The organism is Saccharococcus sp. Marseille-Q5394 (genome assembly GCF_946901335.1).
Taxonomy (GTDB): Bacteria; Bacillota; Bacilli; order Bacillales_A; family Planococcaceae; genus Sporosarcina; species Sporosarcina luteola_C.
Map to the genome: position 1 here is coordinate 1,273,478 of NZ_CAMPPQ010000002.1, position 16,523 is coordinate 1,290,000.

The window sequence follows — 16,523 nt, forward strand, 5'->3', positions numbered from 1 at the left end:
TATTATTTATTGCATAGCTTTAATAAATCTTGCCACTCCATCTTCAACAATCAACCGGGGAGCAGCAACGTTCATGCGAAGGAATCCATGGCCTGCTTCGCCATACTTCGATCCTGGCTCGAGCGCAAGTTTTCCTTTATTCAAAAGCCTGTCCATCATCTCTTCTTCAGAAAGTCCGGTTCCTCGGTAATCAATCCACAATAAGTACGTCGCTTGCGGTTTTTGAATCTGGATTCCAGGAACGGCCTCCGTTACTGTACTGATGACATAGTCCATATTGGATGAAATAGTCTCGAGCAAGTTTTCCAGCCATTCTTCACATTCCGTGTATGCGGAAATTAGGGCTGAAGCGGCAAATGCATTCAATTCCATTTGACCGTGAGCCAACGCACTTTGCTGCAATGCTTCCCGAAGGTCGTCCTCTTTTGTAATCATGACTGCAGCCTGTACACCCGCCAAGTTGAATGTTTTTGTAGGTGCGACACAAGTGATGACGCGTCCGCCTTCTTCTTCTGCTAACACAGCTAAAGGAATATGCTTGGATCCAGGAAGGACAAGGTCTGCATGGATTTCATCGGATAGGATCAACACATCATATTGTTTACAAAGGCGAAGGATATTCCGCAATTCCTCTTCTGTCCAAACAACGCCCCCTGGGTTGTGCGGATGGCATAAGATGAATAGCTTAACACCTTGCTGCAAGCTTTTTTCAAAAGCATCGAAGTCGATCGAGTAGTTGCCGTTCTCTTCGCGTAGTCTGCACTCAACAATATTCCGCTTCTGATGCCCTGGTACATTGAAGAACGGCGGATACACAGGCGATGTAATTAAGATATTATCTCCGGCACTCGTGAACGTCTCCACAACCGTAGCGATTGCAGGAACGACGCCATGATGGAAGAGCATCCAATCATTTTCAGTTTCCCATCCATGGCGTGATGAAAGCCAAGTCCGGACGGAGTCTTTACACTTTGCACATATATATGAATATCCGAAAACACCATGATCCAGGCGTTCCTGCATGGCTGCAAGGATTGGTTGAGGTGCCTTGAAATCCATATCAGCAATCCACATCGGCAAGACTTCAGAAGCGTCTTCCAAGCCGTAAATGGCTTCCATATTGCCCCATTTCACAGAACGGGTATTTTTTCGATCAATAACTAGTTCGAATTCATTCATGCTAATATCCCTCATTTCCTTTTTTCTTTTCCATTACTATGCTATCATAAATGCAAGAAAAGAAAAAAATAAGGTGACTTATCGTGCAAACAATCGAAATGAATAAAAAAGCAATCTTGCTGCTCGAAGAATGGGATCCTTTTAATGTCGGCAGAAAAGCATATGAACTAGAAATTGCCGATGTTGTTGCAGAGCTTCAAGTTCTTGATCATCCGACCGATCTTGCAAAACGGATCCGTGAGATCTATGAACATTCTTATGAACTATGGATTCCGATAGAGAAATGCATGCAAATAGCTTATAAGTTAGTGGCGATAAAATACGAAGCAAAATGTATAGTCTAAAATTATTCCGCATCTACGAAAATGTAGATGCGGTTTTTTTATTTGAAACATTTAAGGAATTCCTTTCGTATCATCATCAGAGGGGATAGGGAGTGAGGGGACAGTATGGAAGAGACCGATTTGATTCTACGTGCGCAAAACGGGGAAAGGGAGGCGTTTGCGCAATTGATGGATCTGCACTATAGAACTGTCGAGAGGTTTTCGTATCAATGCGGCGTTCGCCTTGATGATATACCGGATGTGACACAGGAAGTATTTATCAAGCTGTACAGGTTCCTGCCGCAATTCAATCAGCAGAGGTTCACGACCTGGTTATATAAAATTACGTTAAATACAGCACGTGATTACTACCGGAAAGAGGGTAGAGAGACAGCGAAAGAAGAGCGGATGAAAAATGCCGGTCAAGCATCATCACAACAATCGACCGAATTCCAAGTTCTCCTTTTTGAAGAAGACCGTGAATTGCATGAATCAATTCAGCTACTGGATGAAAAATATAGGATCCCACTTATCTTGTTTTATTTTCAAGACTTAACGTATCACCAAATTGCGGATGTCATGAATATTACATTGGCAACAGTGAAAACCCGTATTTTCAGGGCAAAAGACAGCTTGAAAAAAGTGATGGACATGAAGGGAGGGGTAACACATGGCCAATGACAATTTTGAGAAACGGATGGAGTTTTTGAAAAAGTCGTATGAACGTGTTCCCACCTCATTTGATCCGGAAGAAGTATTTCGGAAGATTGATGAGGAAAGCATCTCCCGTAAGAATGAACAGAAAAAGCCGACCAAACATGGAGTGAGGCAGCAAATCACAGTTTGGGCGATGAGTATAGCGAGCATTTTTATTATCGGGTTTATTGGAACCGGATATATTATTGAACAGAAGCAGAAATCCGAAGAGGGAACTATCGAAACTACGTTGACTGATCAAGTAATTGAGGATCTATTTAAGCAATATGAGGAAGAACGGGAAAAACGCCGTGAAATGCTGAAGTTGGATGAAGTCTATTTTAAACATTACGCGAGTCGTGCAGATTCAACGATGAATTTATTGAAGAATAAAAGTTTCTTGGAAATGGTGAGGAATGGAAAAGACCAAACTGACCTACAGGAGATTTATATTCAAGCAATAGAAGAATTGAAGCTTCCGTCCGAAATGCTTGTGGACTTAAAACAACATAATCTTGCGGAAGATGAAAAAGGCAGCATTCGTTTTTTAGCAGATTACCGCGAAAAGATCCAGATGCTCATTGAAATTTACAACCAAATAATAAAAGAGAACAAAGAGGCTGTAGCCGCATATGAAGTGGATCATTCTGTCGATAAGGCCGAAATCATGATGCTGAGTACCAAAGGTTTCCCGGAGCAGCTACAGAATATAATCGGGACAATGCGTGAACACTCAATCCGACTGTATTCCGAGAAATATTCAGGGGAAATAAAGACAAGATATTTCAACCATTTTATTTATAAAGACTTAAATTCACGGTTGCATCCTAATACGAGTGCATACACCACGATGATTTCACAAGAACCATACATGTTTGGACCAATTCTTGAATACCCTGTGCTCGAAACGAGCTCGATCGTTACAGGTATGGAGTATACTCTCCTAGAAGGTGAACAGAATTCAAGTTTATATCCAGTCATAAAATCTTATTACATTACATTGTTCAATGAAATTATGAAAGGCAGTGAACACACGAAAATAGTTGACGCGGATGGTGTATTGCTTCCCGAATACCAAGAGGCGTGGAAAAATATGGCGGGCGGTGGTCAAGCAACGCCATTGCGCTACATCCTGGATCCGATTATCAAAGAGATGGAGGCTTCGGGCTGGCGAAAATCAGCGAGTTGGGAAGCGCTAACCTATTATGATTTGGAGGAAGCGCTTGTCCTGTACCGAGAAGGAGTACTTGAGGAATATATGTATGGAGAACGACCTGATTTTCAGGATGTTACCATTCAGCTACCGAATGATTCATTCGAAAAGGAAGTTCAAGCTATATATACCGATTTCAAAAAGACATACTCCAAGTCCATTTTGAAAGGCGTCTCGCCTGTTCACGTTCTCGGAGTATTCGATTACGCCAATGAAATGGATGACCCTCGAACAATGTATTATTTGTTCAATGAAAACACGTTGAAGCACAACGAATCCGGAATTGATTATACCGTAGATTATTACGTTGATAATTGGCGCAAAGGGCTTCCGTTCCTCCGCAATGCAACGGAGGTTAAATTTTACAAAGACAAGGCTTACCGCCATGATATGTCGTTCCACACAACTCTTGAATTTACTGGAGTCGATCGTGCAGTATCGATGGTTTATAGTGAAGAAGGAATTTGGGAACTGGGGACGCTATGGATGGATAGATTGCCTATGTACGATATGAGCCCGGAAAGGGATTTCCAAACTGAAGTCATGGATATGAGTGCTTTTAACTATGAATTATTAATTGGCACCGACAATGTTGATAACTATTTGAGATGGAGTCAGCCTTTGGATGTCCTTGGTTTGTATTTCTATGCAGGTAATAATGGTTTCTATGAAAAGCAGTATGAGCTATTCTATCAAGGAGTTGACTCGGAAGTTGTTGATAAAGATACCTATTTGGAGAATCCCGAGAAGTATTTCCTGCCTTACGACGACAAGATGTATAGGAAAGCCTCCTTCCAAGGTCTGGAACAAGACGAGGGCGGAAACTGGCCTGGCATCGCAACGCTTACTGTCGACACAGAACTGTTTCCTGATCTGCCATCCGAAAGGAAATTCCATATGGTTTGGACGGAAGATGGATGGCGAGTGAAATTCAACCCATTAGAGCATTAACAATAGTTTAAAAGACGAAAGACTGCCGAAATATGGCAGTCTTTTTTCTGTCTATTTGGTATAGTTGAAGTAGGTGTAGTTTTGCGACGGGGGGATTAGATTGGAAGATGTAGAGAAAAGAATCCTTCAAGGGGATCAGGAAGCTTTCAAGGAATGGCTGGGCATGCATATCTGGAAGATTGAGCGATTTGCCATACAATATGGAGTCTCATTAGAACAGTCTGCAACAGTGGCGGAAACTGTATTTAGAAATAGATTTGAAAGTAGTATCGAGTTAACAGAGGATGATTTAAAAGAAAGTTCGCTTTTAAAAAGTACGTTGAAAATGTTGGATGGCATGCAACCGGCAGACTTATCAGATGGTTTATTCCTATTTGAAGAGGATGACGAACTGCACCGCAGGCTAGTTGCATTGCCAGAGAAATGCCGGGTACCTTTCATTCTCAATCGCTTCTATAATAAATCAAGTAAAGAAATTGCGGAAATAACAGGAATGACAGTGCAGCTAGCCGAACAGGGTGTTGCCGAAGCCATTGCGATATTAGAAGAGCCTAACTTGGATAAAAAACTGGAGTTTTTGAATAGATCCTATGAAAGATTTCCACGATCCTATAATGAAACGAATATATTTCACGCGTTAGTAGAGGAATCGCCATTGAGTGAAAAGAAGAGTGAAACCATTATAAGAAAGAGGCCGTACTTGTTTTGGGGAATGGGTGCGAGCATCCTGTTGGTCTTGTTGTTATTTATCACTTATACAAATAGTGAGGCCTATCAAAAGAAATCTGCTGAAAAATTCATTGAGAAGGCCGGAGCTTCATTCCAGAAAGAATTGGAGCGTAATTCATATCTGGCCGGTATTTCCATTAAAGATAAGAAAGAGAACCTTTACACGGAATGGTATGGAGAAGAAACAATTAGGAAGTTCGATGTATTCATTAACCGCCTAGAGGGTCAAGTGAATAGAAGTGGAAGGATTGACAAGAAAAAAGCTGATGAAGAGTATGGCTTGATTGTTAAAGAGTTGGAAGTACCTTCCGAAATGGTGAAGAAGCTATTAAAAAAGCCTTTAGTGGATGACGAAGAGAAAAGTATGGCTTTCATGAATGAGTACTTTGGAAAGGTTAATAAGCTTTATCAATCTTATATGAATGTACTCTATGAGAATGAAAAATTAATACAGGGTGCTGAGTGGAATGTGGAGGGAGGTTTTGATTATGAGTCTTTTACCAAGAGCAAATCGAAGTACCCTCAGGAGTTCCGGCAAGCGATTGATGGAATGATGGAGCAAGGATATTCACTAAAGAGTGTACCCTATGATAATTATGTGTACCCTGAATTCGGACAACCGGAACTGACTGTTGTCCTACGTGAAAACCTGAATCCTACTATGGATATTTATATATCCTATTTGACGGGATCTTTAGTTGACTTCCATCTCAGTCCGATTGAGGAGCAAGTTGACCTTCTATTGCAAACTGAAAAGGCGGCATTAAGGGCTGAAGGACACCAGGAGCTCTATTCAAGTATATTTAACTCCTACACTTGGATGTTGTATTCAGTGACAGGAATGGTTGGTCAACTGGAGATCCGTGATTCTACTGGAACTATCAAAGAGGAATATAAAGAGGCGTGGACTCGCATTGCCTTCAATGGGAAAAATTCACCTTCAGGTCACATAATGAGGGAAGTTATAGTAGAAATGGAGGACTCAGGCTGGACTACATCACCTTATCTCGATAGTCTAGAGTATTTCTTCATCGAAGGAGAATTGAAGCAATTCATAAGGGAGATGAAGAAATGAGAAAATGATTGAATCTTTACAATTTACCCGTCAAATCTTTTGATTGGAAAGGGCTCACTATGGTATAATTGCGGATGGCCGTATAGGCAGATTCGATACCAAAAAGATTGGGAGCTGTTTCACATGAGTAAAAAATATGAAGTGGGGGAAGAGTTGACTGGCAAGGTGACAGGCATCCAGCCATATGGAGCGTTTGTCGCACTTGATGAAGAGACGCAAGGTCTCGTCCATATTTCAGAAATCACATATGGGTTTGTCAGAGATATCAATGACTATCTAGCTGTAGGCGATGAAGTGGAAGTGAAAGTGTTGGAAGTCGATCGTAACGCAGGAAAAATCAGCCTTTCCATCCGCGCACTCCAAGAGGCGCCAATCAACCACCAAAAAACAGGCCGACCTCGCAAATCGCTGCAAGATAAAGTGAAAGAGCAGGATGCAGAAGGCTTCAATTCATTAAAAGACAAATTGAAAGACTGGATAGACCGTTCGGGGTATTAAACAAAAGGCATCCGACCATCCGGAGTCTAGACGGTACAACAAACTAAAAACGAAAACGGGAGATGGCATTTTGAGCCTATCTCCCGTTTTTTAGTTTCCTCAATCGATATTGAAGGTTCTGCCTGCTCATGCCAAGTGCATTTGCCGTTTTTGTAATATTATCATCGTGAAGCTTCATCGCTTTTTGTAAATAATATTCTTCCGCTTCCTTTAAGTAGCGGTCTAGCGGAAGAAGCCCCTTTTCAGGATTCACGATGAAATCGACCGCCTGTGTAGGTGTATCGCCCATTCCATCGCATTTTAATCGGAAATGAAGAGGCAGCATTTCATACGTGATTTCCGTCTCAGTAGTGGCGAGGGAAGAGATTTCATCAAGCAGGAATTCAAGTTCCCGCATATTCCCTGGCCAATCATAGCGAAGGAATAGTTCTTCCACTTCCTTCGTGATTCCGACGAGGGAATTCCCGAACCTTTCCCTCCGTCTCGCAAAATAGGTAGTGACAAACGGTACGATATCTTCTTTTCGTTTCCGTAACGGGGAAATCCGTATTGTAAAAGAAGCGAAGAAGTAATAGAGATCCTTCAATAGGCTTCCTTTTGCAATCAATTCGACAGGGTCGTCGCCGATGCTTGCGATAAATTGGCGGTCGTTTTGAGTTGAATTTTTTAAGAATGTAAAGAGTTTCTGCTGAAGAGAAATGGATAATAAATCGATGCGCTCACAGAATAACGTGAACGGTTCCGATATAGTCAAGTCATCGTCGAGCCGATTGATCAGTTCGGCGTCAGATTGGTGACAATGAAGCGTAAGAAAGCGTCCATTGGCAGGTGACGCTTCGTAATGAATGCTTTCAGCTAGTAAATCTTTCCCGGTACCTGACTCGCCGATGAGGAGCACGGGCAATTTTGTCCCCGATGCTTTGCGTGCTGTCGATACGACCGTCTTCATTTCGTCCGAAGCGGCGACGATCTGATTAAATGTGACAGGATCACTGTTTTTCCGCATTGGGTGAAGGACGAACCTCTCAAGTGCAGTGACGTCCCTTGCAATCTCCACTGCGCCAACGAGCCCACCATCATGGAACACCGGATATGTATCGTTGATTGTCGTAATTTCGTGTCCTTTCCGATTCCAATACGTCTGCTTTACATTCAATTTGTCCATGCCGCTTTGAAGTACCTTCAATAATGTACTTTCTTCCTGATCAAAATTGAATAATTCCAAGATGGAGCGGTCGCCGACTTCTTCAAGCTCCAACCCTTCAATCGCTTTCATCTTATCGTTATAGATAACGGTTCTGCCGGAACGATCCACTGCATGGATACCGACACCGGCCCGATTCACTGCGAATTCATATAAGGGAAAAAGGTTCTTTTCGATTTTATTCACGAATCAACACCGTCCGTTTACGTTTTTTTGCAAAATAAACAAAAACACTTGAATTATGCAACAATCTCTTGCATTATTATATATGGAACTATCGATTAAATGCAAATATATTTTGCGGCTAACTAACTGAGGAGGAGTAACATGATCCCATACAAACACGAACCATTCACAGACTTTACACTAGCTGAAAACAAAAAAGCATATGAGGAAGCTTTGAAAACCGTCGAAGGCTATCTAGGGCAAGACTACCCGTTAATCATCGGCGGCGAACGCATTATGACGGAAGACAAACTCGTTTCGATGAACCCTGCAAATAAAGAAGAAGTGATCGGACGTGTTTCAAAGGCGAGCCGAGATCTTGCTGAAAAAGCGATGAACGTTGCTGACGAAACGTTCAAAACTTGGAGCAAAGTGAAGCCGGAATTCCGTGCGGATGTATTGTTCAAAGCTGCGGCGATTATTCGTCGCCGTAAACATGAGTTTTCAGCGCTTTTGACAAAGGAAGCGGGTAAGCCATGGAACGAGGCGGATGCAGATACTGCTGAAGCGATCGACTTCTTGGAATACTACGGGCGTCAAATGCTTACATTGAAAAATGGCATGCCAGTTGAAAGCCGTCCTGGCGAATTCAACCGATTCGATTATATTCCTCTCGGAGTAGGCGTAGTCATCTCGCCTTGGAACTTTGCATTGGCGATTATGGCGGGCACGACTGTAGCTGCATTGGTTACAGGAAACACGGTCCTATTGAAACCTGCATCCACAACAACTGTCGTTGCATATAAATTCATGGAAGTGCTCGAAGAAGCGGGAATGCCTGCTGGAGTTGTCAACTACATCCCGGGTTCAGGCGCGGAAGTTGGCGACTACCTCGTTGACCACCCAAGAACACGTTTTGTTTCCTTCACAGGTTCACGTGAAATCGGTACGCGTATTTACGAGCGTGCTGCAAAAGTTAACGAAGGCCAAATCTGGTTGAAACGTGTAATCGCTGAAATGGGCGGTAAAGACACAATCGTTGTAGACAACAATGCAGATCTTGAATTGGCGGCCCAATCGATCGTCAAGTCAGCATTCGGATTCAGCGGACAGAAATGTTCTGCATGTTCACGTGCAGTCATCCATGAAGAAGTTTACGATCAAGTCGTGGCACGCGTTGAAGAATTGACGAAAGAATTGACGTACGGTGATCCTACGAAACAATCGAACTTCGCTGGACCGGTTATCGACCAGGCTTCATTCGATAAAATCATGAGCTACATTGAAATCGGAAAAGAAGAAGGACGCCTAGTTGCGGGTGGAGAAGGGGACAGCTCAAAAGGCTTCTTCGTCGCACCGACTGTATTTGCAGACGTTGATCCTAAAGCGCGCATTATGCAGGAAGAGATTTTCGGACCTGTCGTTGCCATTACAAAAGCGAAAAGCTTCGACGAAGCAATCGAGATTGCGAACAATACGGACTACGGCCTGACTGGCGCAGTCATCACGAACAACCGCGAGCATATCGAACAGGCTCGTCAAGATTTCCACGTAGGAAACTTGTACTTCAACCGTGGCTGCACAGGCGCTATCGTCGGCTACCAGCCATTCGGTGGATTCAATATGTCCGGTACCGACTCCAAAGCGGGCGGCCCAGACTACTTGCAATTACACATGCAAGGTAAGACAACATCGGAAACTCTTTAAAGCGTAGGGCGCCTGCCTAGATGCGACAGGCATAAGGCGAAGATGTGAAGTGGCGTTTTTTGCCACATAGCAGCTTTGCCTTATGACCCCGAGCATCTGGGGCCCGAAGCTGGATAACACTATAATTAAATAGGAAGCAGTTCCCTGAACTGCTTCCAGCTATACATACAAATGGGGAGGGGAAATACATGTCGGTTTCTGAAAAGATCATTTCACAAACGAATAAATACGGGGCGAACAATTACCATCCACTGCCAATTGTCATTTCTGAAGCGGAAGGTGTTTGGGTTAAGGATCCAGAGGGGAATAAATACATGGATATGCTTTCCGCGTATTCGGCAGTGAACCAAGGACACCGCCACCCGAGAATTATCCAGGCATTGAAGGATCAGGCGGATAAAGTAACGTTGACTTCACGCGCATTCCACAACGACCAACTTGGCCCGTGGTATGAATTGATATGCAAACTGTCCGGGAAAGACATGACATTGCCGATGAATACTGGGGCTGAGGCTGTTGAAACAGCTATTAAAGCGGCCCGTCGCTGGGCATATGACGTCAAAGGCGTTGAGGAGAATAAAGCTGAGATTATCGGTTGCAACGGAAATTTCCACGGGCGTACGATGACAGCGGTCTCCCTCTCATCTGAAGCGGAATATAAGCGCGGTTTCGGTCCGATGCTTCCAGGCATCAAATTGGTGGATTTCGGTGATTTGAAAGCATTGGAAGAAGCGATCACTCCGAATACAGCAGCATTCATCATCGAACCGATCCAAGGGGAAGCGGGTATTCTTATTCCACCTGCGGGTTATATGAAAGCAGCTTACGAACTTTGTAAAAAACAAAACGTCCTATTTATTGCCGATGAAATTCAGGCAGGTCTTTGCCGTACAGGTAAAATGTTTGCTTGTGAGTGGGAAGGCTTCGAACCCGATATGTATATTCTGGGGAAAGCATTAGGCGGCGGAGTGTTCCCGATTTCTTGCGTCGCAGCGAACAAAGATATCCTCGGAGTGTTCAATCCAGGTTCCCACGGCTCGACATTCGGTGGAAATCCAATGGCGTGTGCTGTCTCAATCGCTTCTTTGGAAGTTTTGCAGGATGAGAATCTTGCAGACAAATCACTTGAACTAGGAAATTACTTCATTGAACAATTGAAGAAAATCAACCATCCGTCAATCAAGGAAGTACGAGGACGCGGTCTGTTCATCGGTGTCGAACTGACAGAAGCGGCACGTCCTTATTGCGAACAGCTGAAGGAACTCGGGTTGCTCTGCAAAGAGACGCACGATACTGTCATCCGTTTTGCACCGCCTTTAATCATATCAACAGAAGAACTTGACTGGGCATTGGATAAAATTAATAAAGTTTTTGCAAGTTAAATAAATAGTACCCAAAATTCTCCCGGTGTATGGTACAATATGTGCGGTAGAAAAATACATTATGAAATCAAAGAGGCGAACTTTTACATGACTGAAAACCTGAATCTGTTTACGTCTACACAAGTTGTCATTAAGGAAGCACTTGATAAACTAGGCTATGATGAAGGAATGTACGATCTTCTGAAAGAACCAATCCGTATGGTGGAAGTTAGAATCCCTGTCCGCATGGATGACGGGAAAGTGAAAGTATTCACTGGTTTCCGCGGTCAACATAACGATGCGGTCGGTCCAACGAAAGGCGGCGTCCGTTTCCATCCAGCGGTTACTGCTGATGAAGTACGCGCGTTGTCAATGTGGATGACATTGAAAGCGGGAATTGTCGATTTGCCATATGGCGGCGGTAAAGGCGGAATCATCTGCGACCCGAGAGAAATGTCCATGGGTGAACTAGAACGTTTGAGCCGTGGGTATGTACGAGCATTGAGCCAGGTAATGGGACCGACTAAGGATATTCCAGCACCGGACGTTTTCACGAATGCTCAAATCATGGCTTGGATGATGGATGAATATAGTAGAATTGATGAATTCAACTCTCCTGGTTTCATTACAGGTAAACCGATTGTTCTTGGAGGTTCTCAAGGACGTGACCGTGCAACTGCTGAAGGTGTAACGATCATTATTAATGAAGCGGCGAAAAAGCGTGGAATCGATATGAAAGGTGCACGGATTGTCATCCAGGGATTCGGAAACGCAGGAAGCTTCCTATCCAAATTCCTTCATGATGCAGGTGCAAAAGTTATCGGAATTTCCGATGCTTATGGCGCACTTCATGATCCGGACGGATTGGACATCGACTATCTATTGGATCGTCGGGACAGCTTCGGAACGGTTACAACACTTTTCGATAACACGATCACGAATAGTGAACTATTGGAATTGGATTGTGATATCCTCGTTCCAGCAGCTATTGAAAATCAAATTACTGAAAAGAACGCTCATGATATTAAGGCGACAATCGTTGTTGAAGCTGCAAATGGTCCAACGACATCTGAAGCTACGAAAATTCTTACAGATCGAGGAATCCTCCTTGTGCCTGACGTTCTAGCAAGTGCTGGCGGCGTAACAGTTTCCTACTTCGAATGGGTTCAGAACAATATGGGTTATTACTGGACAGAAGAAGAAGTTCGCGAAAAAATGACGAAGAAAATGGTTGACGCGTTCGAAAACGTATATAATGTTGCGTCAACAAGAAATATAGACATGCGTCTAGCTGCATATATGATCGGAATCCGCAAAACTGCGGAAGCATCAAGATTCCGCGGCTGGGCTTAACAAAAGCGTAGGGTGGCGGTCAGCTGCGACAGGCATAAGACAGATATGCGAAACGGCGCACTTTGCCGTACAGCAGAGCTGACTTATGACCCGAGCAGCTGCCACCCGGAGCTGGACGATAACAATAAGAAAGCATCTCCTGGTTAACGGGAGATGCTTTTTTATATTTCTTCAGGCTCCGCTACAGCGACGTGTTCCACCTCATTCTCTCGCATCGCATCAAAAAGCAACCCTAACGAAATGAGTCCGGAAATCCCTACGATAATATAAAAGAATCGGGCGAACGGTTGGGCGTGACCGTCGGCAAGTTGGGCAACGACATCAAAGCTGAACAGACCGACGACTCCCCAATTCAATGCACCTATAATAGTAATGGCAAGCGCTAGTTTTTGAACCAAAATGTCACCTCCTAAGGCTAGGATTCCCAATCCAAACCGTTCCATACTTGCATCGCTCAATTCATTCTTGGATAATGTACAGTAGAAATAGGAGGTTATCTATATGAAGGAATTTGTTTTTCAAAACCCTGTTAAATTGATTTTTGGTAAAAACTCCATAACAAAGCTTGCGCAGGAATTATCGGCTTATGGCAATAGGATTCTCATTGTATATGGTGGAGGGAGCATTAAAAGGAATGGTCTTTACGATGAGTTGGTGGAAATTCTGAAGGAAGAACAAAAGGAAGTGTTTGAACTTGCAGGCGTGGAGCCGAATCCACGTGTCAGCACTGCAAGGAAAGGGGCGGCACTTTGTAAAGAGCATAATATTGATTTTATATTGGCAGTCGGAGGCGGCTCTGTCATTGATTGTACGAAGTTAATTGCGACAGCTGCAAAATATGATGGCGATCCGTGGGATTTTGTCATTAAAAAAGATTCCCCAAAAGATGCAATTCCATTTGGGACGATTTTGACGTTGGCGGCAACTGGTTCTGAAATGAATGCTGGCTCCGTTATTACTAATGAAGAAACAGAAGAGAAGTACGGGTGGGGAGGACCATTCAACTTCCCGAAATTCTCTATACTGGATCCGACTTATACGCTTTCCTTGCCTAAAGACCAAACCGTTTACGGCATTGTTGACATGATGTCACACATTTTTGAGCAGTATTTCCATAGCGCAACGAATACACCGCTTCAGGACGAATTGTGTGAAGGGGCTTTGCGGGCAATCATGGCAGCAGGTGAAGAACTCGTTAATGATCTGCAGAACTATGACCTGCGTGAAACAATCCTATTAGGCGGAACTTGGGGATTGAATGGATTTTTAGGCATGGGGAATAATGGCGGTGACTGGGGAACGCATGATATTGAACATGCCGTGTCGGCAGTTTACGATATTCCTCACGCGGGAGGATTGGCGATTCTATTCCCACATTGGATGAGACATACGCTAAAGCTGAATCCAGCTCGTTATGCAAAGTTGGCAGTCAACGTCTTTGGAGTGGATCCAGAGGGGAAAACAGATGAGGTTGTTGCAAATGAGGGTATTGATAAACTAAGGGCGTATTGGACAGCTATTGGTGCACCTGAACGTTTATCGTATTACGGCATCGATGACTCAAAGATCGACATCATGGCGAAGAAGGCTGCAATCAATGGACCTCTAGGCAGGTACGCGCAATTGAGTGAGGAAGAAGTGAGATCCATATTGGTGGCTTCGTTATAATGAAAGAAGGCAGAGGGGGAATTTATTCATTCCGCCCTCTGCTTTTTAATTTCCGGCAGTTTCCTTCGTGTCTCTTCAGACATAGTTGTCTCGTTCACCCCTTGCCAAGTTTTGATGCCGTCGTCTTCATCGAAAGATATCAATGCCTCCCGAACGCCTTTCTGCTTCAGCACTAAAGCCATTAGCCTGTCCCTTACATCATCGATATATGCGACAGTTTGTGAAGGATCCACCTCGGCAATCACTTCGACATGAAGGTATTCACCTTCTTTAATTACTTCGACTTTTTGGATATCCTTTATATCGGGATCTTCAGCAATAATTTGTGCAATATGGTTCAACATCTCTTCATCGGTCTCACCGATTGCCCCCCTGGCATTCTCTAGGAACACCCTTCCGACGACGTAAAACATCATAATACCAATTATCACGGATGCAATCCCTTCTGCTTGAAGGAATCCAACGAAATGGGCAATCAAGACCGCCATGAATGCCAATAAACCGCCTATAGTTGCAACCATGTCTTCCATGAAGACCAATTTAGTAGCGGGCTTGGCTTTATTCAAATGAGTTAAGCTGAAGGTGAATGCTTTCATTCCGGATAGGTCATTCCCGGTCTCATGCGCAATCTCCTTGGAAGCCTTCAATAGGACGAAGAACTCCAGTAAAGTGGCCAAGCCGAGGACACTTAAATTGATAACGAGTCCTTTTGTTTCGGCCGGATTCAATATATGATGCCAACCTTCCTTCACTGCTTCATACGACATGATGCCGACGATGATGACGGCACCCAAACAGACAAGATTGACAACCCTGCCGAAACCATTCGGGAATTTCGGGGTTGGCGCCTTCTTGGACAAGGCGGAACCGATATATACAAAGAATTGATTTGCCGCATCTCCCAAGGAGTGCAGCATTTCCGCAAACATAGCTACGTTTCCAGTTAACATATAGGCGATTGCTTTAAGGATGGCAATACCGGCGTTGACTGTGCCTGCCAGCAGTGATGGCTTATTGCCATCCTTCAGTAGTCGTAAAATATCTCTCATATACATAAGCCTCCATTAAGGAAAGATTTCTATTTCGACCGATTCAATATAAGGGAGCTCGGTCAGTTCAGTGTATAATTGTGTAGTTCCCTTTCTGGGGAGGGCGTTTAGACGAAAATCGACTTCATGCACTGAAGGTTTAGAGTCAGAGTGTAATTTGCGGATACGCAGGTTTTCCACTTTCATATTCTCGGCATTCAAAATCCCGATGAGGTCATCGATTTTACTTTTATCCGACACGACGACAATGCATGCTGCCTCCTTTGATCGGATTCTTTTTGGGCCGAACTTGGCTAGAAGAGGTGCAATCACCTCAATAACAAAGAGTATGCTCACTACAGCAAATGCAGCTTCGATGTAAAAGCCTGCGCCGACTGCAATTCCGATGCTTGCTGCTCCCCAGATCATTGCAGCTGTCGTTAGACCCGTAATGTTATCGTTATCTCTTCTTAAAATAGCACCCGCACCGAGGAATCCAATCCCGCTTACTATTTGTGCAGCAAGTCGCAAGGGGTCCATCGTCACGTTAATATCATCCCTAGCAGGAACTAGATAAGCTGCTTCTATTGAGACAATCGTCAATAGGCAACTGAAGGTAGAGATGACTGCACTCGTTTTTAAACCGATTGGCTTCTTCTTAATTTCCCTCTCTACTCCGATAATTAAACTTAAACCTAGAGCAATTGCGATTTTAATCAATACTTCCGGATACATTGAATTATTGATGATCCATTCCATTGACTTTTCCCCCCACTATCATCATCTTGACGCAGATATGCTATACTCTTTATATTGTCTTTAGCCTAAAAAGGTTACAAACTAACCTGTACTCCCTTTGAAAGAGAAGTGTGCATCTTGGAAAAACCTACTATTCACCCTTATATCCCGATTATCATCGGCGTCATATCCGTGGCGCTCTCAGCAATCTTCGTAAAACTTGCAACTGCTGATGCCGGCGTCATAGCCTTCTATCGTATGTTGTTCACGGTTGTTCTCATGCTTCCGCTATTCCTTGCAAAGTATAGGAAGGAAGTTTTTCTTCTGACGAAAAAAGACTGGATCTTTTCGGCAGTAGCCGGAGTTTTTCTGGCCTTTCATTTCATTCTATGGTTCGAATCGTTGAATTACACGTCTGTTGCAAGCTCAACCGTACTCGTTACGTTGCAGCCGATCTTTGCATTTGTCGGCACATATTTCTTCTTTAAAGAAAAGCTGTCGTTTAAAACGATCTTGTCGGCAGTAATTGCAATTGCCGGGAGTGTCATCATCAGTTGGAGTGACTTCCAATTAAGCGGAACCGCTTTTTTCGGTGATATGCTTGCCTTAGCCGCCTGTGCGCTTATTACTGCGTA

15 protein-coding genes (1 of these 15 cut by a window edge) are annotated in these 16,523 nt (G+C 43.8%); 10 read left to right on the forward strand and 5 right to left on the reverse strand.

Annotated features, from left to right (window positions below; all coding sequences use genetic code 11):
• Window positions 1-6 precede the first annotated feature (6 nt).
• A complete protein-coding gene (locus OC538_RS17015) occupies window positions 7-1,179 on the reverse strand; it encodes a MalY/PatB family protein (protein WP_251696682.1) in 1,173 nt (390 codons plus the stop codon).
• Between the two features lie 83 nt (window positions 1,180-1,262).
• Between OC538_RS17015 and OC538_RS17020 the strand changes: the two genes are divergently transcribed.
• The 5 genes from OC538_RS17020 to yugI all read left to right on the forward strand — a co-directional run bounded on the left by OC538_RS17020 (window position 1,263) and on the right by yugI (window position 6,664).
• Entirely contained in the window at window positions 1,263-1,523 is a 261-nt protein-coding gene (locus OC538_RS17020) for a DUF1871 family protein (RefSeq protein ID WP_251629402.1), read from the forward strand.
• Window positions 1,524-1,628: 105 nt separating this feature from the next.
• Window positions 1,629-2,183, forward strand: coding sequence for an RNA polymerase sigma factor (locus tag OC538_RS17025; RefSeq protein ID WP_251696680.1), 555 nt, complete (start codon window positions 1,629-1,631; stop codon window positions 2,181-2,183).
• On the forward strand, window positions 2,173-4,362 hold the full coding sequence (locus OC538_RS17030; protein ID WP_262177557.1) for a hypothetical protein: 2,190 nt from the start codon (window positions 2,173-2,175) through the stop codon (window positions 4,360-4,362). Before OC538_RS17025 ends, OC538_RS17030 begins: the two co-directional genes overlap by 11 nt.
• A gap of 100 nt (window positions 4,363-4,462) precedes the next feature.
• On the forward strand, window positions 4,463-6,166 hold the full coding sequence (locus tag OC538_RS17035; RefSeq protein ID WP_262177560.1) for a sigma factor-like helix-turn-helix DNA-binding protein: 1,704 nt from the start codon (window positions 4,463-4,465) through the stop codon (window positions 6,164-6,166).
• A 123-nt stretch (window positions 6,167-6,289) separates the two neighbouring features.
• Window positions 6,290-6,664 (forward strand): S1 domain-containing post-transcriptional regulator GSP13, encoded by a 375-nt coding sequence (gene yugI, locus OC538_RS17040; RefSeq protein ID WP_251696676.1) that lies wholly within the window; start codon window positions 6,290-6,292, stop codon window positions 6,662-6,664.
• A gap of 76 nt (window positions 6,665-6,740) precedes the next feature.
• Here yugI and OC538_RS17045 read toward each other — a convergent pair whose 3' ends face one another.
• Window positions 6,741-8,054 (reverse strand): sigma 54-interacting transcriptional regulator, encoded by a 1,314-nt coding sequence (locus OC538_RS17045; RefSeq protein ID WP_262177564.1) that lies wholly within the window; start codon window positions 8,052-8,054, stop codon window positions 6,741-6,743.
• Window positions 8,055-8,195: 141 nt separating this feature from the next.
• On the opposite strand from OC538_RS17045, the gene pruA reads away from it, so the two are divergent.
• The 3 genes from pruA (at window position 8,196) to OC538_RS17060 (ending at window position 12,454) form a co-directional block, all read left to right on the forward strand.
• Window positions 8,196-9,740 (forward strand): L-glutamate gamma-semialdehyde dehydrogenase, encoded by a 1,545-nt coding sequence (pruA, locus tag OC538_RS17050; RefSeq protein WP_251696672.1) that lies wholly within the window; start codon window positions 8,196-8,198, stop codon window positions 9,738-9,740.
• Window positions 9,741-9,928: 188 nt separating this feature from the next.
• Window positions 9,929-11,122 (forward strand): ornithine--oxo-acid transaminase, encoded by a 1,194-nt coding sequence (locus OC538_RS17055; RefSeq protein WP_251696670.1) that lies wholly within the window; start codon window positions 9,929-9,931, stop codon window positions 11,120-11,122.
• Window positions 11,123-11,209: 87 nt separating this feature from the next.
• Window positions 11,210-12,454: a Glu/Leu/Phe/Val family dehydrogenase gene (locus OC538_RS17060; protein WP_251696668.1), complete on the forward strand. Its 1,245-nt coding sequence runs from the start codon at window positions 11,210-11,212 to the stop codon at window positions 12,452-12,454.
• Window positions 12,455-12,615: 161 nt separating this feature from the next.
• Here OC538_RS17060 and OC538_RS17065 read toward each other — a convergent pair whose 3' ends face one another.
• Window positions 12,616-12,852, reverse strand: coding sequence for a DUF378 domain-containing protein (locus tag OC538_RS17065; RefSeq protein WP_251696666.1), 237 nt, complete (start codon window positions 12,850-12,852; stop codon window positions 12,616-12,618).
• 103 nt (window positions 12,853-12,955) lie between these two features.
• On the opposite strand from OC538_RS17065, the gene OC538_RS17070 reads away from it, so the two are divergent.
• Window positions 12,956-14,122, forward strand: a complete 1,167-nt coding sequence (locus OC538_RS17070; protein WP_262177570.1) for an iron-containing alcohol dehydrogenase — start codon at window positions 12,956-12,958, stop codon at window positions 14,120-14,122.
• 26 nt (window positions 14,123-14,148) lie between these two features.
• Here OC538_RS17070 and OC538_RS17075 read toward each other — a convergent pair whose 3' ends face one another.
• Together OC538_RS17075 and OC538_RS17080 are read right to left on the reverse strand one after the other, a co-directional pair.
• Window positions 14,149-15,171 carry a cation diffusion facilitator family transporter gene (locus tag OC538_RS17075; RefSeq protein ID WP_251696663.1) on the reverse strand — a complete coding sequence of 341 codons (1,023 nt, stop codon included), beginning with the start codon at window positions 15,169-15,171 and terminating at the stop codon, window positions 14,149-14,151.
• A gap of 15 nt (window positions 15,172-15,186) precedes the next feature.
• Window positions 15,187-15,909 carry an MgtC/SapB family protein gene (locus OC538_RS17080; RefSeq protein WP_251696661.1) on the reverse strand — a complete coding sequence of 241 codons (723 nt, stop codon included), beginning with the start codon at window positions 15,907-15,909 and terminating at the stop codon, window positions 15,187-15,189.
• A 117-nt stretch (window positions 15,910-16,026) separates the two neighbouring features.
• On the opposite strand from OC538_RS17080, the gene OC538_RS17085 reads away from it, so the two are divergent.
• Window positions 16,027-16,523: the 5' portion of a DMT family transporter gene (locus OC538_RS17085; RefSeq protein WP_251696659.1), read on the forward strand. 406 nt of this gene lie beyond the right edge of the window; only the first 497 of its 903 coding nucleotides appear in the window; its start codon is at window positions 16,027-16,029; its stop codon lies off the right edge, out of view.